This is a genomic window from Bradyrhizobium sp. INPA03-11B (genome assembly GCF_040446015.1).
Lineage (GTDB): Bacteria > Pseudomonadota > Alphaproteobacteria > Rhizobiales > Xanthobacteraceae > Bradyrhizobium > Bradyrhizobium macuxiense_A.
The window spans coordinates 93,558-114,102 of sequence record NZ_JASGSR010000006.1 but is presented as its reverse complement, the minus strand read 5'-3'; the positions used below and the strand labels follow the sequence as shown (position 1 = coordinate 114,102).

Sequence of the window (20,545 nt, the reverse complement as noted above, 5' to 3'; positions counted from 1 at the left end):
GGGCGCCACCGTTACATTGACGCTCGGCTTCAACGAGGTGGTGAACGTCGTCGGCACGCCGACGCTGTCGCTCAATGACGGAAACACCGCCACCTATATTGGCGGCTCAGGAACCGGCACGCTCACCTTCCAAACGAAGGTTGCGTCAACCGATACCGCGACGTCGGCACTCGCGATCACCGGGGTCAACCTTCCGGGCGGCGCGAGCATCAGCGACGCCAGCGGTGCCGCCGCGAATCTTGCCGGTGCGGTGAAGACCTTCGCCGGTCTCCAGATCGATCCGACGAATCCCGTGCCACCGACCCAGCCGACCCCGGTCCTGCCGGTGGTGAGCCAGGTTACCGCCTCGCCGGGGACGGGGACCGAGCATTTGGGCGCCACCGTTACATTGACGCTCGGCTTCAACGAGGTGGTGAACGTCGTCGGCACGCCGACGCTGTCGCTCAATGATGGAAACACCGCCACCTATGTCGGCGGTTCAGGAACCGGCACGCTCACCTTCCAAACGAAGGTCGCGTCGACCGATACGGCGACGTCGGCACTCGCGATCACCGGGGTCAATCTTCCCGGCGGCGCGAGCATCAGCGATGCCAGCGGCGCCGCCGCCAATCTTGCCGGCGCGGCGAAGACCTTCGCCGGTCTCCAGATCGATCCGACGAGCGGCACGCCATCAAATCCGACGCCATCAGTCGCGCCGGTGCTTTCGATCGCGGATACCTCGCTGTCGGTAGCCGGGAGAGGCGGGACGGTCGACTTGGGCGTCAGCGTGAAGACCGCCGATCCCAATGATGCTGTGAGCGTGAACATCACCGGGCTGCCGAGATACGAGAGCATCACGGACAACCTCGATGGCCGCACCTACCGGGGAAGTAACATCACGCTGACCGCTGCGCAGGTCGACAGCGGCTTGACGTTGCAGTCGTACTACCGGGGAGGCGGCCATCCGGTCGCCACGCTCACGCTCACGGCAAGCGGAAAAGACCCCACCACGGGCTCGGTCACGACGTCGACCTCGCAGAGCATCACGGTGACGGATCCTCGGCCGGCGACGACCACGCACACGGCTTCGTCGGCGGATCGGAGTTTCGCGCTGCTGAACCAATACCTGGCGGGCCACAACGGCACCTGCGGGCAGGTCGTTGCGACCAATGCGCAGGGAGGGCGCTGGGGCGAAGAGGCGTGGCTGACCAGGCCGCAGCATTGATGCGACGGTTCACCCGGCTATCCGCGCCGCCGATCGGCGGCGCGGATTCGAGCTTCGACAAGTTCGATCGCCGGGTAACGAGGCTGCCTCGTTCTTTGTGAGTGCATGAAAGGGAATTTGTTGAAGCCGGTCGTGTGACCGTAGAACGGTTGAGTTGATTGATGGCGATCCAGAACGGAAATGCCGATGCCGCAGAGCTCGGGCTCAGAGCCCTGGCCCTGTTTTTGCGACTTCATGGTGTGAATGCTGATTCGGACAAAATCCGTGATCTTTGCGGGAGCAGGGCGACCAGCATCCGCGGAATGCTTCGCTGCGCCGGCGAGTTCGGCCTCAAGGCGGGCTCGTGGACGACGGATTGGACCCAGCTTGCGAAGATCCGGCTGCCCGGAATTGCTGCCTTGCAGGATGGCGGATTCTTGCTGCTCGGAAAGGTCGATGGCAACGAAGCGCTGGTGCTGCATCCCGCTTCGTCGCAACCGAAGCGCCTCACGCGCGCCGAATTCGAGGCGATCTGGGACGGCCGCCTGATCTCGACCGAGTCGCGGCACGCCGCGCGCCGGGCGCTTCATCTCTTCACCGGTTTGGGCGCCCGCGGGCGCAATGTGTTGCAGCATCTGCGCGACGGGCTGACCAGGTACGCCAGCAAGCTTTCGCTGCGGGCTCGTCGGTCCGAACGACGCGAAGCTGCCGCCGCGACGACCACGATCGAACAGGGCGACGGCGATGAATCCGGCGCAATGGCGCTTGCGGTCTTGCTGCGTTGTCACGGGATCGCGGCCGATCCGGATCAGATTCGACACCGGACCGGCACCGACCGCCTTGGCGTGACTGACATCATACGCTGCGCCCGGAATTTCGGGCTGAAGGCCCGGATGCAACGAACGGACTGGAACCGGCTTGCGGTGACGCCGCTCCCGGGGATCGCCGTGCTGCGCGACGGCGGATTTCTGATCCTCGGCAAGATCGTCGACGACAAGCTGCTTGTTCAGCGCCCGTTGGTTCCCCAGCCTGAGATGATGGGGCAAGCCGAGCTCGAGGCCATCTGGGACGGCGACATCATTCTGATGACGCGTCGCGCTGCCCTGACCGATACCTCCCGGCGCTTTGACATCAGCTGGTTCGTCGGGGCCGTCCACAAGTATCGGCGCCTGCTCAGCGAGGTGCTGGTCGCATCGTTCTTCCTTCAGATATTTGCGCTGGTATCGCCGCTGTTCTTCCAGGTGGTGATCGACAAGGTGCTGGTGCACCGCGGCATGAGTACGCTCGACGTGCTGGTCACCGGCCTTGTCGTATTGACCGTCCTGGAGACCATTCTCGGCACGCTGCGTGTGCATCTGTTTGCGCATACGACCAACCGCATCGACGTCGAGCTTGGCGCGCGGCTGTTCCATCATCTGATGGCGTTGCCGATCGCCTATTTCCAGACGCGCCGGGTCGGCGATTCGGTGGCGCGGGTTCGCGAGCTCGAGAATATCCGTCAGTTCCTGACCAGCTCGGCGCTCACGCTGGTGATCGATCTGGTGTTCACCTTCGTGTTCGTGGCGGTGATGTTCTACTACGCGACGACGCTGACGCTCATCGTGCTCGCGTCATTTCCGTTCTACATCGGTATCTCAGCCTGCGCTGCGCCGCTGTTCCGTCGACGCCTCGACGAGAAATTCGATCGCGGCTCGGAGAACCAGGCGTTCCTGGTCGAGAGCGTCGCCGGCGTGGAAACGCTGAAGGCGATGGCGGTCGAGCCGCAAATGCAACGCCGTTGGGAGGAGCAACTCGCCGCCTATGTGGCTGCGAGCTTCCGCGTGCTGAGCCTGAACAACACGGCGAGCCAGTCGGTCCAGATGATCAACAAGCTGGTGGCCGCCGCAACCCTCTACTTCGGCGCTCGCCTCGTGGTCGACGGCGCGTTGACGGTCGGCGAGCTCGTCGCATTCAACATGCTGGCGACGCGCGTGAGCGCGCCGGTGCTTCGGCTTGCCCAGCTCTGGCAGGACTTCCATCAGGCCCGCCTGTCGATCGACCGTCTCGGCGACATCCTCAACACCATTCCCGAGCCAGGCTCCGGTCCCGGCCGGGCCGCGCTGCCGGAGATCCGCGGTCACGTCACATTCGAGCATGCGACGTTCCGCTATCGTATCGACGGTCCCGAAGTGCTGCATGACGTATCGTTCAGCGTCGATCCCGGCCAGGTGGTCGGCATCGTGGGCTCCTCCGGTTCGGGCAAGAGCACCATCGCGAAGCTGATCCAGCGTCTCTACGTGCCGGAAAGCGGACGCGTGCTGGTCGATGGCGTCGATCTTGCGATGGTCGATCTCGCCTGGCTGCGGCGCCAGATCGGCGTCGTGTTGCAGGAGAACGTGCTCTTCAACCGCTCGATTCGCGACAATATCGCGCTCGCCGATCCGGCGATGCCGATCGAGCGCGTCATCGCGGCGGCTTCGCTCGCCGGCGCTCACGACTTCATCCTGGAGCTGCCCGAGGGGTATGACACCGTGGTTGGAGAGCGCGGCAGCAGCCTTTCCGGTGGACAGCGCCAGCGGATCGCGATTGCCCGGGCGCTTGTCACCGACCCGCGCATCCTCATTTTCGACGAGGCCACCAGCGCCCTCGACTACGAAAGCGAGCGCGCGATCCAGCAAAACATGAAACGGATTTCCGCCGGCCGCACGGTCTTCGTGATCGCGCATCGGCTCTCCACCGTGCGTCACGCAAACCGGATCATCTCGGTCGAGCATGGTCGCATCGTCGAGGACGGCAACCATGATGAGTTGATCCGCTCGAATGGACGGTACGCGAGATTGCACCAGCTTCAGGCAGGGCTCCATGACGCTCGCTAGTCGAAACATCATCCCGTTTCCGAAGGCCGAGGTTCGCCGCCGCCAGCACGAGATCGCATTTCTCCCGGCGGCCCTCGAAATCACCGAATCGCCGCCGTCACCGATCGGCCGCGCGATCGGGGCGAGCATTATCGCCGCATTTTGCCTCGCGCTGGTCTGGTCGTGGTTTGGTCACGTCGATATCGTCGCGACGGCGAGCGGCAAGATCGTGCCTGGTGGGCGCACCAAGCTCATCCAGCCGTTCGAGACGGGGGTCGTGCGCGCCATCCATGTCCGCGACGGCCAGAGCGTCAAGGCCGGCGAGGTCCTGATCGAATTGGATCCCACGATGAACGGAGCCGACCAGGAGCGCTACCGGAGCGATCTCTTGGCCGCGGAGCTCGAAGTGGCGCGGCTGCGGGCGGCGCTCGCGAGCGATCCGCTCGCGGCATTCCAGCCGCCGCAGGGCGCAACCGCTGCAGATATCGATCTGCATCGCCAGTTTCTGATCAGCCAGCGCGCCGAGCAGCAAGCCAAGGTTGCGGAGATCGAACGCCAGCAAGGCCAGAAGGAGGCGGAACGGTCGACCATTGCGGTCAATGTCGCGAAGATCCAGGCGACCATACCCGTGCTCACGGAGCGGGTCGAAATCCGGAAGACGCTCCTCGACAAGGCGCTCGGCTCGAAGGTCACCTATCTGTCGGAGTATCAGGACCTGGTCGGCCTCCAGCAGGATCTCATCGTGCAGCAGAGCCGGCTGCGCGAAGCCGACGCCGCCATGGCCCTGCTGAAGGAAACGCGGGACAGGGCGGATGCTGAATATCGACGGTCCACCTATGACGCGCTCGCAAAGGCGGAGCAGAGGGCCAAGAGTGCCGCGCAGGAGGTGGTGAAGGCTGAGCAGCGGACCAAGTTTCAGCAGTTGACCGCGCCGGTCGATGGCGTCGTGCAGCAACTTGCCGTTCATACGGTGGGCGGCGTGGTTTCGCCTGCGCAGGCACTGGCGGTCGTGGTGCCGAGCGACAGCCACCTCGAGATCGAAGCGATGCTCTCCAACCGCGATATCGGATTTGTTCATCCGGGACAGCGGGCGGCGATCAAGGTCGATACGTTCAATTTTACGCGCTACGGGCTGCTCGATGGCGAGGTTCTCAGCGTATCGTCGGACGCCATTACCCGCGACAAACCCCAAGGCGCGTCGAATGATCGGACGCCGGGAGGCGGGCAGGGCGGCAGCGAGCCCAGAGGGCAGGAGCTGGAATACGCCGCGCGCGTTTCCCTCGACCGCACGCAAATGCAGGTGGAGGACAAGCTGGTCAAGCTCGGTCCCGGCATGGCGGTGACGGTCGAAATCAAGACAGGCAGGCGCAGGATCATCAGCTATCTGCTTTCGCCGCTCGCCAGTCACCAGCAGGAAGCGTTGCGGGAACGCTAGATCGCGTCGCTTTGGCCACGCGCTCGCTTCACCTCTCCCCGTTGGGGAGAGGTCGATTTGCGAAGCAAATCGGGTGAGGGCCGCAGCTCTAACGAGGGACCGTAAACCCTCACCCGGCGCTGCGCGCCGACCTCTCCCAAGGGAGAGGTGACTCCGCTGCCGATCCAGTTCAACCTAATCTCACCACGCTCTAGGGAAGGCGGCCGCCCGCATCCACCATGGCGCGTCGCATCCATCTATCCGGCACGGCTCGACATCCCGCCGGGATTACCCGGCAGGATGTCAGAGAACACGGCGTCGGCTACTTCCGAAGCCGGATCGCCCCGTCGATCTTTGAGCTCACGCCCGTGCGGGCGTGGCCATTGGTGAGGGGCACCTCAAAATAGTTGGCCGCGTGGTCGATTGTGCCGAGGGGCGCGGGCCGGCTCGCTCTCGCGAGCTTGGGAAGCTCTCTCTTCGGCGGGAGGGGCCGCTCGGCGTCGGCGGTCTGATGCGCAGATCCGTTGGTTTTCGGCCAGGCCGCAGGACGATGATTGAGGCCCCAGATCGCTGCCTGCGTTCTGTTCTGAACCCGAATCTTGCGAAGGATCGCCTTGATGTGAACCTTCACCGTGGCCTCCGCAATATTGATCTTGCGGGCAATACACTTGTTGGAATCGCCCTCGATCAGACACTGCAGGATCGAGATCTCCCGCGGCGAAAGCTGCCGCGTGAGCCTGTCATCCGCCTCTGCGGCGGCGGGATCGTCATCGGTGGGTGTTGCAGCATCGTCCGTATCGCGTTCTTCGGCGTCGAGCGTGGACGTCAGGAACGCCGGCGGGAACACCGTCCCACCCATCATGACAAGTTCGATGGACTTGATGAACGCATCGCAGTTCATCACGTCGATGAAGTACCCGGTGGCACCGGCCCGGAGTGCGGCAGCCAGGTCGCTCACACGATATTGATCTGCGACGACGGCTACGCGTCCATCGGCGTGGCGACGCTTGAAGGACTCGATTTGGTCGATCGTCGGGCGAAAATCATCGCCGGTGTGAACGATGAGCAGCAGCAATGCCGAACTGGTTGAGGTCTTCCGGGGCGCATCGTCGCCGAGCAAATCATCGGCATCGGATATCGAAGTCAGGACTTGAAAACTCTCCGAGTTCAGAATTCTAGCAAGACCTTCCTTACGAAGACTGTTTTCACCAACAAGCACAATAGCAAAGGAATATCGCCGTCTCATGGAAACTCTCCCGGACGCTACAATGAAACAATGGGCGGGTCGGTTGAATCCGGCGCATTTCGTTGATCCACCCAGCTAAAAAGAACACGTACGCAAAACATTTCTCAGGTTTGGCCGATCGAACTAACCAAGCCTGAGGACGAAAAAAGCCTCGAGCCCACTCATAAATATTTAGGAATTTTAGATGCTAATCCCCAATATCCCTATATACCGTTGGTTATAGACATTGCTTCGGATGGTGCGCGTCATGAGAAGCGGGCGATGTCACGGGTGCGAGCCGGGACGCCTTTTGATGGACGCTCGCTTGGGGTGAGTCGGATCGGCGCTGCGATCACCCGTTGCTGGAAATGCGCCTGTCGGCACACCCAGGCAGTAAATTCACGGGGTGTCCGCGACAACAAATCCTTACGAAAAAGCTTCATATTGGAGTAGTTTATTACTCAATTGGGCGCCGAGCTGAACTGGAGGGACTTAAGGGTTGGTCGTAAATGCATTTCAGTCGTGTGGTGATTGCTAGCAGATATCCTGTTGTTTTATTGGGTCTCAACTGCCTGCTCGAAGCAGAACGTGATTTCAAGGTTGTTGCTCGCTGCAATGATGGTGCGAGCTGTTTCGAGGCAATACGGCGTCTTGCGCCCGATATAGCCATTTTGGACATGTCGATGCCTGACATTTTTGAGCAGGCAATGCTCGACATCGAAAATGGCGAGACATCTGCCTTGCGCCTCGTCTTTCTGGCTACCTCCGTTGAGGATCGCGATCTTGCGATGCTGGCGGCAGCGGGGGCCTACGGCGTCATGCTCCATGACGAGGAGCCCGAGACCCTCATACAAACTTTGCGACAGGTCGCGGACGGCCAGAAGATGCTGCCGCCGCCCCCGGGGGAGGAGGCCGTCTCCTGCACGCAAACCGTGATGCCGGAGAAATATCTCGCGATGCTGACGGAGCGCGAGCGTCAGATCATGAACCTGGTGTCGGAAGGCCTATCGAACAAGGAGATTGGCCGTCGTCTGAAAGTGGCCGACGGTACCATCAAGGTTCATCTGCATCACATCTTCCGCAAGCTTGAGATCAGCAACCGGACGGTTCTGGCGACGCTCGCGGTCTCGTATGCCGGGCCGGGCGGGACGTAGCGACCTTCCGTCCATGCAGCTGAAGCCGACCGCCGACATGTCGTCACGATCGCTCGAACGGTGATGCATCGATGGCGATCATTCGCGATCGTCGACTGTGTCGGCTGCTTGCGTAATCCCAGAGACTTGCAAACCCGACCAACCGCTGCGACCGCGCTCGTGCGCCGTGCGCATCTCGCTGTTTCTCGAGGCAGGGATCGAGGGCGTTTTGCCCCCCGAATGGATTGCGCGCGCCATGATCGCCGCGGAAGAGCCGCGGTGGCACGGGCGCCGGGCCTTCTTTGGCAGGCTCGGCGTCCCGTCGCTTCGACGATTGACAGGCAATTATTACATGTATAAAAATATGCAAATTCATATAATATGAGATGCCCGAATGGACGCGCATCCGCTCAAGCTCAGAGTGCAGTCGGTCGTTGCGGAGACGCCAGTCATCCGCAGCGTTGTGTTCGGTGTGGAGGGCGGTGCCGTGCCGGATTGGCAAGCGGGCGCGCATATTCGCGTGCTGCTGCCGGGCGGAGGCGACCGGCCGTATTCCCTGATGGCGCTGCCGGGCCTGCCCGAGGGCAGCGTTGCGCTCGGGGTGCTGCGCGAGCAGACGTCGACCGGCGGTTCGCAGTTCATGCATGCCCTTCAGGTCGGCGACGTCATCCGAGCGAGCGTCCCGGTCAACAATTTCGGCCTTCACGAGGGAGCCGCGCCGGCGTTGCTGTTTGCCGGCGGCATCGGCGTCACCCCGGTCCTGTCGATGGCGGCGGCGCTGAAGGCGCAGGGACTTCCGTATCGCCTGCATTATGCCGGGCGAATGCCGGGGCTGCTGGCATTCCTGCCGCAGTTGCAGACAATCTGTTCGGAGGGTTTGGCGGTTCATTACGACAGCGATGAATCCCGCCTCGATATCGCAGCAGTGCTTGGCGAGGCACCCGCAGGCGCCCACGTCTATGTCTGCGGACCTGCCGGCATGATTGACGCGGTGAAGGCGGGGGCGCTCGCCAAGGGCATCCCGGCAGACCGCATCCATTTCGAGCTGTTCAAAGCGGAGCAGCCGGGTGCGCCGAACAAGCCGTTCGAGGTCGAGCTCAAGTCGACCGGGCAGGTCATCACGGTCGCGACCGATCAGAGCATCATCCAGGCGCTGGAAGCGGCGGGGTTCGACGTGCTCTACGATTGCCAGCGCGGCGACTGCGGCATCTGCCAGTGCGGCGTGATCGCGGGCGTGCCCGACCATCGTGACGTCATTCTCAGCGATGAGGAGAAGGCGTCCAACAAGGTCATGCAGATTTGCGTGTCGCGTGCGAAGTCGGAGCGGCTGGTGTTGGATCTCTGAGCGGAGGCAAGAGGCGCCATGGCGAAATACGGAAAGAATCCCCGCGCGATCGGCGGGCTGGTGCGCGACGCCGAGGTGCATCGCGACGTCTATGTCGATCCCGAGATATTCGATCTCGAGATGGAGCATCTGTTTCCCAATAGCTGGATCTATGTCGGGCATGCCAGCCAGTTGGCGAAGGCCGGCGATTTCATCACCGCCAATATCGGCCGGCAGCCGGTGGTCGCGAGCCGCCATACCGACGGCTCGATTCACCTGTTCTACAACCGCTGTCCGCACAAGGGTGTCAAGATCGCCTCCGAGCCGTGCGGCAACACCGGAAAATTCTTCCGCTGTCCCTACCATGCCTGGTCGTTCAAGACCGACGGCTCGCTGCTGGCGATCCCGCTGAAGAAGGGCTACGAGGGCACCGGATTTACCGACACCCAGGCGAACGACGGGCTGTCGCGGATCAGGAATGTCGTCGTCTACCGCGATTTCATTTTCGCGCGGCTGAGCGAAACCGGCGTCGGCTTCGAAGATTATTTCGGCGAAAGCCTCTCGACCATCGACAACATGGTCGACCGCTCGCCGGAGGGGAAGCTCGCCGTCGTGGCCACGCCGATCCGCTACATGCACACCTGCAATTGGAAGATGCTGGTCGAGAACCAGACCGACACCTGCCATCCGATGGTGGCGCATGAGAGCTCGGCCGGCACCGCCATCAAGGTCTGGCAGCGCGAGCAGGGCGACTCCAAGGAAACGCCGATGGCGGTGCAGCTCTACGGGCCGTTCATGAGCCCGTACGAGTTTTACGAGCAAAGCGGCATCCGGATATGGCCCAACGGCCATGGCCATACTGGCGTCGCCAATTCCATCCATTCGAACTATTCTGATATCGAGGGCTATCTCGGCCAGATGGTCGCGGCCTATGGCGAGAAGCGAGCGCACGAGATCCTGGGTGAAGTCCGGCACAACACGGTCTATTTCCCGAACATCATGGTCAAGGGCGCGGTGCAGATCCTGCGCAATTTCGTCCCGATCGCGGTGGACCGGACGCTGGTGGAGAGCTGGGTCTATCGTCTGGTCGGCGCGCCCGACAAGCTCTACGAGCGGGCGCTGATGTACAATCGCTTCATCAACGCGCCGACCTCGATCGTCGGGCACGACGATCTCGAAATGTATGAGCGGGCGCAGGAAGGGTTGAAAACGAACGGCAATCAGTGGGTCAATCTGCGCCGGCTCTACGAGAGCGGCGAGGAGGCGGACGTCACCGCTGTCATCAACGGCACGTCGGAGCGCCAGATGCGGAACCAGTTTCACGCCTGGGCCAAATTCATGACCATTGATATGGTCGAGCCGGTCGAGGCCGCGGAATGATCAGCGAAAAAACCATCACCGATTTCGTCTATCGGGAAGCCGACCTGCTCGACACGATGCAGTGGCAGGCCTGGCTCGACCTGTTTCACCCGGAGGGGCGCTACTGGATGCCGCTGGAATGGCAGCAGCAGGATCCGGTGCTGCAGCCGTCATTGATGTACGAAGACCTGCTGCTGATGAAAGTGCGTATCGAGCGGCTGGCCGGCGAACGCACGTTCAGCCAGAAGCCGAAGAGCCGCTGCCATCATCTGCTGCAGGCACCGCAGATCGTCGCCTGCGATCCGGCGGCCGGCATCTTCAAGGCGCGGACGTCTTTCATCTACACCGAGACGCGCGGCGACACGCTGGAGAGGTTCTCGGGATGGGCGTCGCACGATCTCGTTCAGGTCGGCGACCGTCTCAAGATCAAGCTCAAGCGCATCGATCTCGTGAATTTCGACGCGCCGTTCGGCAATATCCAGCTCTTCATGTGAGTGCGTCTTGACCACAGCGACCACAGTCTATGCCCGTTTCCGCGAGACCGCGCTCCGCCGGGGGGAAGCCGGTTTTCTCAACGTGCTGCCCGAGACTGCCGAGATCTACGGCATCGCCGCCGGAGAGATCTCGTACCGGGCCATGCTGGAGCGGGTGGAGCGCTGGCGCGCGGCGTTTGCGAGCCGCGGCTATGGCCAAGGCCATCGGGTCGGGCTCTTGTTGCAGAACAGGCCGGTCTTCATCGAGCTGTGGTTCGCGCTGAACGCGCTCGGTGTCTCCGTGGTGCCGATCAACCCTGATCTGCGGGTCAGCGAGCTCGAATACATCATCGCGCATTCCGAGATGAACGCCGCATTCGTGCTCGCCAAGCGCCGCGAGGAGGTCGAGACGGCGGCGCGCCAAGCCGGCCGGCCGATTCCCGTTGTGACCGACGGCGGCGAAATTCCGGCCCCGTTCGGCGGCGCGCGGCCGGCGAACGCCGGCGACGGTGCGAGCGAATGCGCGCTGCTCTATACGTCGGGGACGACCGGCCAGCCCAAGGGCTGCGTGCTGACCAACACCTACTTCCTGTATTCGGGAGACTGGTATCGCGACGTCGGCGGGTTGATCGATCTCAGCAGCGATGGCGAGCGCATGATCACGCCGCTGCCGCTGTTCCACATGAACGCGATGGCGGTGTCGCTGATGGCGATGATGTCGGTCGGCGGCAGCCTGACGATGCTCGATCGCTTCCATCCGCGCAGCTGGTGGGCATCGGTGCGCGACAGCCGCGCGACCTGCCTGCATTATCTCGGCGTCATGCCCTCGATGCTGATGAGCGCGCCACCGTCGGATGAAGACCGTGCACACAGCGTGCGGTTCGGCTTCGGCGCCGGGGTCGACAGGCTGCTGCACGCGCCGTTCGAGGAACGCTTCGGCTTTCCGCTGCTCGAGGCCTGGGCGATGACCGAGACCGGCAGCGGCGGCGTGATCGCGGCAAATGCCGAGCCGCGCAAGGTCGGCACCAGCTGTTTTGGCCGGCCGGCGCCCGAAGTCGACGTGCGGATCGTCGACGACGGCGGCAACGATGCGGCGGCGGGAATGCCGGGCGAGCTCCTGGTGCGACGGGCGGGGGCTGATCCCCGCTACGGCTTCTTCAGGGAGTACCTGAAGAACTCGGAAGCGACCGCCGAGGCCTGGAAGGACGGCTGGCTGCATACCGGCGATATCGTGTCGCGCGATAGCGATGGCGACCTGCATTTCGTCGACCGCAAGAAGAACGTGATCCGCCGCTCCGGCGAGAACATCGCCGCGGTCGAGGTCGAGTCCGTTCTCAACCGTCATCCCGCGATCCGGCAGGCCGCGGTCGCGGCAACGCCCGACCAGGTGCGCGGCGACGAGGTCGCGGCGGTCATCATCGCGGAGCAGCCCGGGGCGGACCGCGCGCTTGCCGAGGACATCGTGCGCTGGAGCCTGGAGCAGATGGCCTATTACAAGGCACCGGGCTGGATCTGCTTCGCCGAAAAACTGCCGCTGACCGCGACCGAGAAGATCCAGCGCGCAGGCTTGAAGGATTTCGTCGCAAAGCTGATGCGCGAGGGCGCGTTCTTCGACCTTCGCGACCTCAAGCGGCGGCAGGAGTGACACGTGGCAGGGAGCCGATCATGAGCCAGACCCGCACCACACTGATCACCGGAGGCAATTCCGGAATCGGCGAAGCATTGGCGAAGCAGCTCGTTGGCGAAGGACAGCGGGTCGTCTCGGTCGGGCTCGAGAAGCCTGCGTGGACGCATGACCTGCTCACCGCCTATCGCGCGGACCTGACCAGCCTGGCAGAGACGCGGGCCATTGCCGAGGAGATCTGCCGCAATCATGCGGTCGATTGCCTCGTGCACAATGCGGGCATGATCCTGCCGAACCTGCTGCCCGATGCGAAGCCGGAGGACATCCTGGCGCTGGCGCAGCTGCATCTCGGCGCCCCGATGCTGCTGACCCAGGCGGCGATAGAAGGGATGCGCTCGCGGCGGTTCGGCCGGATCGTGTTCGTGAGCTCGCGCGCCGCCATGGGCGCGGCCACGCGCTCGGCCTATTCGGCGACCAAGGCCGGCGTGCACGGCATGGCGCGGACCTGGGCGCTGGAGCTGGCGTCGGGCGGCATCACGGTGAACGTTGTGGCGCCGGGCCCGATCCTGACCGACAATTTCTGGGGCATCGTCCCGAAAGGCTCCGAGCAGCAGGACAAGATGGCGCGCAACGTTCCGGTCGGGCGGCTCGGCACCCGCGAGGACGTCGCGCACGCGATCAGTTTCTTCCTCGACGAGCGTTCGGACTTCGTCACCGGGCAGGTGCTCTATGTCTGCGGCGGCACCAGCCTCGTCGGCCTCGGTCCCTGATCGCATCAGATTAGATCAGGTCAGATCAGATCAGATCTGGTTCTGGCGGATGTTCTCGACCATCTTGGCCAGCACGCGGGCGCAGACCTCGATCTCGTCGGGGTCGATGCCGACGGTCAGGCGGTCGTAGTTGTTCTCCATGATCGGCCAGATCTTGCGCAACAGGGCTTCGCCGTCCGGGGTCAATCCGACGACGCGGCGGCGCTGGTCTTCTTCCGCGATCTCCCGCTTGACGAGGCCCGATGTCACCATCGACTCGACCATGCGGCTCGCGGTCGACTGCTCGGTGACGGCCAGCACGGCGATCTCGTTGACGGTCAGGGTCTTGTAGATGAACAGCACCGACAGCGTACGGAATACGACGTTGTTGATGTTGTGCTCGCTGAGATCGCGGTTCTGATCCAGGTTCCAGCGGTTGGCGAGCCGGTTGAACAGATAGGGAATGTAGCTCTGCAGCTGGTCCCGCGTCCGAGGTGGACCGGATTTCCATCTGCTCCTGGAGTCTTTGGCCATTACTTCCTGCGACCCTGCTTCTTGCTTTCGCTGCCAAGTTTCGAGGAGAGGGACCGCAGCATCGACAGTGCCGTCTCCAGCTCCCGCGCGGGGATGCTTTCGAGCCGTTCGCTCAGATGCTTCTTATGCACGTCGGCGGCCTTCCTGAACAGGGCCTCGCCCTTCGGCGTCAGGCGCACGATGAACGAGCGGCGATCCTCGCTCGACATTTCCTTGCTGATGAGGTCATCGGCCAGCAGGCGCTGCACCAGGCCCGAAACGTTGCCGCCCGACACTTTCAGGTTCTGCGACAACTGCCCGAGCGCCATTCCGTCCCTGTAGCGATCGAGCTGCGCCAGCACGTCGAATTTTGCGAGCGACAAGCCGAACTCCGAGTTCAGCATGGAATTCAGCGACGCAAACAGCTCGCCATGCAGGGACAGCAGTTGCAGCCAAAGCCGGGTTTCGATCTGGCCGAAGACGGGAGCTGTGCTCTCCTTGAGGGCTGACGACGTCATGCGAAGCTCTTGATGGTTTGGATCACGCCGTCGAGCTCCTTGCCGGCGCTGTCCTTCAGCGCGGCTTCCCGCAGCCGGCGCGCCCAGTCGGCGGCATCTTCGCGCGGCGCGACCAGCTTGATCGCGGCCAGCGTCTTGTCGAATTTCGACAGGCCGCGGCTGTGGGTGTCGGAATAGCCTTTGACCAGGCGCCGGCATTGCAGGATCTCGACGCCCAACTGATAGTTCGTTCGGACGGCCTCCGTCGCGGCCTTGAGCCATTCGTTCCGGTGCGCCGTCTCGATGGCGTGACGCAGCGAGCGGCGTCGGATGCCGCGCAGCCCGCCGACGACATAGAGCGCGACGAACCAGGGCAGCGAGTAGGTCTTGACCCGTCGTCCCTTGTTGACGCGACGGTCGAGCCAGCCGAGCAGGCGCGGCTTTCCGCCAAGCCAGCGGCCAAATCCCGCCGGCAGCATGCCCATGACCTCCTCCATGCGGGGATGCATGAACTCGGTGGTCTGCAGCACCTGGCCGTCGGACAGTTCGAGCTCACCCTCGATCCGCGCGCGGCGGGCCGATCGGGTCTTGAGGTCGGCAACGCGGATGACGTCATCATAGGTCATGGCGTTGGCGAGATATTTTGCGGCGGCCTGAGTGAAAACAAAATTTCGCTCGGCGCCGCCGGAGCTGCGATCGGCGGCGTGGAGCTTGCCGAGGATGTCGAGATATTCGCCGCCATAGGCGACGTCCTGGAAATCGACCACCTTCTTCAGCCCGGCGCGGCCGATGGCGTGTGCGGCCTCGGGCAGCTCCTGCGTTAGCCGGGCGGCGAGGCCGGCAAGACGGGGATCCAGAGCAGCCGGAGAGGGGGGCGTCTTGGCAAGCTCTGATTGCGCGGGTGCGGTCGGCTCCGGAGATTTTGACTGCACCCGGTCAAACGCGGCCTCGAACGCGCGGACGCTGGCCTGCGCGCCCTTGTCGCCGGCGCGGATGACGTCGAGATAGCTGTCGCGGCTGAAGCTCAGCACGCCGGCGCCTGCGAGCGCGCCGAACATCGCGGCCGAGATCACGCTGCCGTTGGCGATCGCCAGCGCATTCATGTCGAAGATGATCTCGGTCTTGGCGGCGATCCCGATGGCGCCGGTCACCGCGCCCTGGTCGGCGATGCCGTTGCCCGGCGCGATCTTCTCGCCGATCGCAAACGTCCGGTGGTTGGATGCGATCAGCGTGGTGCGGTCCGGCGTCACCAGGCCGCGCAGGATCGAGCGGCCGGCTTCCATGAACTCCGCCGCCATCACCACGTCGACGTCGCCGGGGGTCGGCATCAGCGACAGGATCGGCTTGCGGCCATCCAGCGGTGGCATCGCCTCGATATAGTAGATCGTGGCGCCGGTGCGCTGGGCAACGCCGGGCACCGAGGTCGACTGCGCGACCCAGCCATGGTTCTCGGCGAGCTGCACGATCCAGTCGGTGAGGACGCCGCCGCCCTGGCCACCCATCGCGACGATCGCGATCGAGATCGGCCGCTCGGTCGCATCACCCGCGGCGGGCAGTGCCAGCTGGACCGTTTCGTCTCTCATGCCAGAGCTCTCATGCCAAGAATCTCATGCCAAAGCCTCGAGCGCCGGACGCCGGCGATCGCGCCGCCGCTGCAGCCAGCCGATCACGGTCATCGCGACCCTCGACTTGAACTTGTCCCAGCCGGTCGGATTGTGAATGACGTCGGCGCGATAGAACGAGGGACACAGCACGGCCGCATCCGCGACCTCGCCGCAATTGCCGCAACCGACGCAGGAATTGTCGATGGCCGCAACGGGATCGTCGCGCAGGGGATCGTCGAGCTGCTTCACCGAGAGCGACGGGCAGCCGGAGAGGCGGATGCAAGCGTGGTCGCCGGTGCAGACATCCTCGTCGACGCCGAAGCGTTCCTTGACGGTGCGAACGCCGTCCTTGATCGCCTTGCTGATCTGCGGCTTCACGCGGCGCTGCTTGTTCAGCATGCATTCGGAGGAGGCGACGATGACCTTGGGGCCTTGCTCCTTGGTCGTCAGCGCCTCCTTCAACGTGTCGCGCATCCGGCCGACATCGTAGGTGCGGTCGATCTGGCGCACCCATTGCCCGCCGATGCCCTTCACGGCCTGCACGATCGAGTTGTTGGTGTTGCGCCGCTTGCTGACCGCCCGCGACGACAGGATATCCTGACCGCCGGTCGCCGAAGTGTAGTAGTTGTCGACGATGACGAAGACGCCGTCATGCTTGTTGAAGACGGCGTTGCCGATGCCGCTGGTCAGCCCATTGTGCCAGAAGCCGCCGTCGCCCATCACGGCGATCGAGCGCTTGTCGGCCTTGACGTTGAAGGCCGAGGTCGAGGCCGGGCCGAGGCCAAAGCCCATCGTCGTGGCGCCGATGTTGAAGGGCGGCAGGATCGAGAACAAATGACAGCCGATGTCGGCGGAGACATGGTGCTCGCCGAGCTCGCTCTCGACCAGCTTCATGGCGGCGAAGATCGGCCGCTCCGGACAGCCGGTGCAAAGGCCGGGCGGCCGCGCCGGCACGACCTGCTTCAGCTTCTCGATCTCGGGGTGGCTCAGCACAGCGGTTGCGTCCGGCGCCGGCGGCCGGTTGCCGAGCAGCCGCGGCTCGGTCTTCTCGAGGAACTCGCGCACACCGCCGAGCAGCACCTGCGCGGTGTAGTCGCCGCCCATCGGCAGCATGTCCTTGCCGTGGACGCGCGCCTGGATATCCCGGCGGCGCAGCACCGTGTTGATCGCCTGCTCCAGATATTCCGGCTGGCCTTCCTCGACGATCAGGACGGCGTCCTTGTCGAGGCAGAACTCCGCGACCTCGGTGTCGATCACGGGGTAGGTGACGTTCATGACGTAGAGCGGGATCTGGGTGTTGCCATAGGCATCCGACAGCCCGAGATACTGCAGCGCGCGGATGACGTTGTTGTACATCCCGCCCTGCATGATGATGCCGACCTTGCCCTGCTTCGGCCCCATCCATTCGTTCAGCCGGTTGTCCCTGACGAAGTTGATGGCCGCGGGCAGCCGCGTCCTGATCTTCTCCTGCTCGTGCTCGTAGGCCGCCGGCGGCAGCACGATGCGGCCGACGTCGCGCTTCGGATTGTTCAACGCGTCCTTGATGGTGTGCGCCGGCCTGACATTGTCCTTGCAGGCAAAGCTTCCGTGCATGTGGCAGGCACGGACGCGCACCTCCAGCATGACAGGGGTGTTGGACACTTCCGAGAGCTCAAAGCCCTTCTCGATCAGATTGACGATGCATTCATGATCGGGGCGCGGATCCAAGAGCCAGATCTGCGATTTCATCGCAAAGGCATGGGTGCGCTCCTGCATGATCGAGGAGCCCTCGCCGTAATCCTCGCCGACGATGATCATGGTGCCGCCGGTGACGCCGCCGGAGGCGAGATTGGCGAGCGCGTCGGAGGCGACATTGGTGCCGACCGTCGACTTCCACGCGACCGCGCCGCGCAGCGGATACATCACCGAGGCCGACAGCATCGCCGCAGCCGCAGCTTCATTGGCGGAGCTCTGGAACACGACGCCGAGATCGTCGAGCACGTCCTTGGCGTCGGCCAGCACGTCCATCAGATGCGAGATCGGCGAGCCCTGATAGCCGCCGACATAGGCGACGCCGGATTGCAGCAGCGCCTTGGTGATGGCGAGGATGCCTTCGCCGCGGAAGGTGTCGCCGTCGCCGAGCCGGAGATCCTCGACTTCACGAGCAAAAGACCGTTCAGCCATTGCACCCTCCAGAAATATGCGATAGCATACGTTTACATGTAAAGTAAGTCAACGCTGCGCCATGCCGTCAGACTTCACGGATCTCCGCTCCGGACGGCGATCATGAGCCAGCGACAGGGTAGGGCCAATGCTGAAGCTGCCGCGCTTTAGAGCCGCCGCCGTCCAGGCTTCACCTGTATATCTCAATGCCAGCGCGACTGCCGACAAGGCCGCCTCACTGGTGCGTGAGGCCGCGGCGAACGGCGCGCGGCTGGTCGCATTCCCCGAAGTGTTCGTGCCCGGCTATCCCTATTGGAACTGGATCACCGATCCCGTCACCGGAAGCGCCTGGTTCGAGAAGCTCGTCAAGGCATCGGTGCTGGTGCCGGGCCCCGAGATCGACATCGTCCGCAAGGCCGCGCGCGACACCTCTTGCTATGTCGTGCTTGGCGTGAACGAGCGCAGCCCGGTGTCGCTCGGCGCCATCTACAACACGCTGGTCTTCATCGGCCCGGACGGAACGCTGCTCGGCAAGCACCGCAAGCTGGTGCCGACCTGGGCAGAGAAGCTGACCTGGACCGGCGGCGACGGCTCGAGCCTGCGCGTCTACGAGACCGAGATCGGGCGCCTCGGCGGGCTCGCATGCGGCGAGAACACCAACACGCTCGCGCGCTTTGCGCTGCTCGGGCAGGGCGAACTGGTCCACGTCGCCAGCTACATCTCGCTGCCCGTCGCGCCGCCGGACTACGACATGGCGGAGGCGATCAAGCTGCGCGCCATTGCCCATTCCTTCGAAGGAAAGATCTTCACGATCGTGTCTTGCTCGACCGTGTCGGAGGAGATCATCGCGGCGATGCAGACCGTCGTTCCCGACGCGCGGGCGCGCCTGCAGCGCAAGTCGAGCGCATTCTCCGGCGTGATCGGGCCGGACGGCCGTCTCGTCGGCGAGCCGCTGATCGACGATGAAGGCATCGTCTATGCCGATATCGATCTCGAGCGCTGCATCCAGCCGAAGCAGATGCACGACATCGTCGGGCACTATAACCGGTTCGACATTTTCGATCTCAGGGTCAATCGCCGTCCGCAGACGCCGCTCGGCCTTGCGGAAGGCGAGCGCCCGGCAGCGGAGGCCGCGGAGCAGGCCGGGTTCGTGTCAATTCCCGGCAGGACGGAGTGATCGGACGTGTCGATCCAACGACGCCACGAAGCGCGAACCCTCCTCAGCGTCGTCCTGGTTTCGCCAGGACGACAGTTGTGGATGCGGCGGCAGAACCGCGTGAGACGCGACGTCGTGAGACAGACGTCATCAGATAAGACTTGGAGGACAGCATGGGCGAGAACATCATCGGTCGGGCCAATGTCGAGGATACTCCGGAGCTCAAGGCCTATTACAAGGACCTGGAGAAGTTCGAAGCCGGCGCGCTGTGGACGGTCGCCAACAAGATCGAGCCGTGGCAGCCGCAGTCGGCGTCCGTTCCCGTGCTCTGGCGCTACAGCGATCTGCGTGAGCACGTGCTGCGCTCGGTCGAGCTGGTCTCGCCCGAGAAGGCGGGACGGCGGGTGATCTACCTCAACAATCCCGGCCGCCGCGACGTGTCGGCCGCGGTCGGCTGGCTCTATTCAGGCCTGCAGGTGATGCATCCCGGCGAGGTGGCGTCGGCCCATGCGCATTCGGCCTCCGCGCTGCGCTTCATCATGGAAGGAGCGGGCGCCTACACCATTGTCGACGGTCACAAGATGACGCTCGGCGCGCGGGATTTCGTGCTGACGCCGAACGGCACCTGGCACGAACACGGCGTCGAGGCAAACGGCTCGGTCTGCATCTGGCAGGACGGCCTCGACATTCCGCTCGTCAATGCGCTGGAGGCCAATTTCTTCGTCGTGCACCCGAAGATCCAGCAGGAGGAGTCCGGCTATCCCGTCGACGACATGACCAAGACCTGGGGCAATCCCGGACTTCGGCCGGCGGACTCGCGCTGGTCGAACGGCTATTCGCCGATGTTCAAATATGAGTGGGAGCCGACTTACGAGTCGCTCGGGAAATATGCCGCCGCGACCGATGGCTCGCCCTATGACGGCATCCTGATGAACTACGTCAATCCGATCACCGGCGGACATGTGATGCAGACCATCGGCGCGAGCATGCAGATGCTGCGGCCGGGCGAGAAGACCAGGTCGCACCGGCACACCGGAAGCTTCGTCTACCAGGTCGCCAAGGGGCACGGTTATTCCGTGATCGGCGGCAAGCGCTTCGAGTGGCAGGAGCGCGACATTTTCTGCGTTCCGTCCTGGGCCTGGCATGAGCACGGCAACGCATCCGAAAGCGAAGATGCCTGCCTGTTCTGCTTCAACGATCTGCCCGTCATCGAGGGGCTCGGCCTCTACCGCGAAGAGGCCTATGGCGACAATGCCGGCCATCAGCCGGTCGCGGCCTGACATTGCCCCACAGAATTCAACCCGAATAACCCGAT

The 20,545-nt window shown here is 63.7% G+C and carries 15 protein-coding genes and 1 pseudogene; 11 read left to right on the top strand and 5 right to left on the bottom strand.

Annotation, left to right across the window (positions count from 1 at the left end):
- The 3 genes and pseudogenes from QMZ05_RS04150 to QMZ05_RS04140 form a co-directional block, all read left to right on the top strand.
- A pseudogene (locus tag QMZ05_RS04150) lies at positions 1 to 1,204 on the top strand (hypothetical protein); the annotation flags it as partial.
- Between the two features lie 161 nt (positions 1,205 to 1,365).
- Positions 1,366 to 4,038, top strand: a complete 2,673-nt coding sequence (locus QMZ05_RS04145; RefSeq protein ID WP_353699618.1) for a type I secretion system permease/ATPase — start codon at positions 1,366 to 1,368, stop codon at positions 4,036 to 4,038.
- On the top strand, positions 4,025 to 5,452 hold the full coding sequence (locus QMZ05_RS04140; RefSeq protein WP_353699617.1) for an HlyD family type I secretion periplasmic adaptor subunit: 1,428 nt from the start codon (positions 4,025 to 4,027) through the stop codon (positions 5,450 to 5,452). The genes QMZ05_RS04145 and QMZ05_RS04140 overlap by 14 nt, the downstream gene beginning before the upstream one ends.
- A 301-nt stretch (positions 5,453 to 5,753) precedes the next feature.
- Here the strand turns inward: QMZ05_RS04140 and QMZ05_RS04135 are convergent, their stop codons facing one another.
- On the bottom strand, positions 5,754 to 6,677 hold the full coding sequence (locus QMZ05_RS04135; RefSeq protein WP_353699616.1) for a response regulator transcription factor: 924 nt from the start codon (positions 6,675 to 6,677) through the stop codon (positions 5,754 to 5,756).
- Between the two features lie 488 nt (positions 6,678 to 7,165).
- On the opposite strand from QMZ05_RS04135, the gene QMZ05_RS04130 reads away from it, so the two are divergent.
- The 6 genes from QMZ05_RS04130 (at position 7,166) to QMZ05_RS04105 (ending at position 13,339) form a co-directional block, all read left to right on the top strand.
- On the top strand, positions 7,166 to 7,810 hold the full coding sequence (locus QMZ05_RS04130) for a response regulator transcription factor (protein ID WP_353699615.1): 645 nt from the start codon (positions 7,166 to 7,168) through the stop codon (positions 7,808 to 7,810).
- A 373-nt stretch (positions 7,811 to 8,183) separates the two neighbouring features.
- Entirely contained in the window at positions 8,184 to 9,134 is a 951-nt protein-coding gene (locus tag QMZ05_RS04125; RefSeq protein ID WP_353699614.1) for a PDR/VanB family oxidoreductase, read from the top strand.
- Between the two features lie 18 nt (positions 9,135 to 9,152).
- Positions 9,153 to 10,493: an aromatic ring-hydroxylating dioxygenase subunit alpha gene (locus QMZ05_RS04120; RefSeq protein WP_353699613.1), complete on the top strand. Its 1,341-nt coding sequence runs from the start codon at positions 9,153 to 9,155 to the stop codon at positions 10,491 to 10,493.
- Positions 10,490 to 10,966, top strand: a complete 477-nt coding sequence (locus QMZ05_RS04115; protein ID WP_353699612.1) for an aromatic-ring-hydroxylating dioxygenase subunit beta — start codon at positions 10,490 to 10,492, stop codon at positions 10,964 to 10,966. The genes QMZ05_RS04120 and QMZ05_RS04115 overlap by 4 nt, the downstream gene beginning before the upstream one ends.
- Before the next feature lie 7 nt (positions 10,967 to 10,973).
- A complete protein-coding gene (locus tag QMZ05_RS04110) occupies positions 10,974 to 12,590 on the top strand; it encodes an ATP-dependent acyl-CoA ligase (protein ID WP_353699611.1) in 1,617 nt (538 codons plus the stop codon).
- Positions 12,591 to 12,610: 20 nt separating this feature from the next.
- Entirely contained in the window at positions 12,611 to 13,339 is a 729-nt protein-coding gene (locus QMZ05_RS04105) for an SDR family oxidoreductase (RefSeq protein WP_353699610.1), read from the top strand.
- A 30-nt stretch (positions 13,340 to 13,369) separates the two neighbouring features.
- Here QMZ05_RS04105 and QMZ05_RS04100 read toward each other — a convergent pair whose 3' ends face one another.
- Genes QMZ05_RS04100 through QMZ05_RS04085 form a run of 4 tightly spaced genes read right to left on the bottom strand, consistent with a single transcriptional unit; the run spans position 13,370 to position 18,095 of the window.
- Positions 13,370 to 13,852, bottom strand: coding sequence for a MarR family winged helix-turn-helix transcriptional regulator (locus tag QMZ05_RS04100; RefSeq protein WP_074127410.1), 483 nt, complete (start codon positions 13,850 to 13,852; stop codon positions 13,370 to 13,372).
- Positions 13,852 to 14,349 carry a MarR family transcriptional regulator gene (locus QMZ05_RS04095; protein ID WP_353699609.1) on the bottom strand — a complete coding sequence of 166 codons (498 nt, stop codon included), beginning with the start codon at positions 14,347 to 14,349 and terminating at the stop codon, positions 13,852 to 13,854. Before QMZ05_RS04095 ends, QMZ05_RS04100 begins: the two co-directional genes overlap by 1 nt.
- Positions 14,346 to 15,911, bottom strand: coding sequence for an indolepyruvate oxidoreductase subunit beta family protein (locus QMZ05_RS04090; protein ID WP_353699608.1), 1,566 nt, complete (start codon positions 15,909 to 15,911; stop codon positions 14,346 to 14,348). Before QMZ05_RS04090 ends, QMZ05_RS04095 begins: the two co-directional genes overlap by 4 nt.
- 24 nt (positions 15,912 to 15,935) lie before the next feature.
- A complete protein-coding gene (locus QMZ05_RS04085; protein ID WP_353699607.1) occupies positions 15,936 to 18,095 on the bottom strand; it encodes an indolepyruvate ferredoxin oxidoreductase subunit alpha in 2,160 nt (719 codons plus the stop codon).
- A gap of 127 nt (positions 18,096 to 18,222) precedes the next feature.
- Between QMZ05_RS04085 and QMZ05_RS04080 the strand changes: the two genes are divergently transcribed.
- Both QMZ05_RS04080 and QMZ05_RS04075 read left to right on the top strand, forming a co-directional pair.
- A complete protein-coding gene (locus QMZ05_RS04080) occupies positions 18,223 to 19,251 on the top strand; it encodes a carbon-nitrogen hydrolase family protein (protein WP_353699606.1) in 1,029 nt (342 codons plus the stop codon).
- Between the two features lie 152 nt (positions 19,252 to 19,403).
- Positions 19,404 to 20,510: a cupin domain-containing protein gene (locus QMZ05_RS04075; protein WP_353699605.1), complete on the top strand. Its 1,107-nt coding sequence runs from the start codon at positions 19,404 to 19,406 to the stop codon at positions 20,508 to 20,510.
- The last annotated feature ends 35 nt before the right edge of the window (positions 20,511 to 20,545 follow it).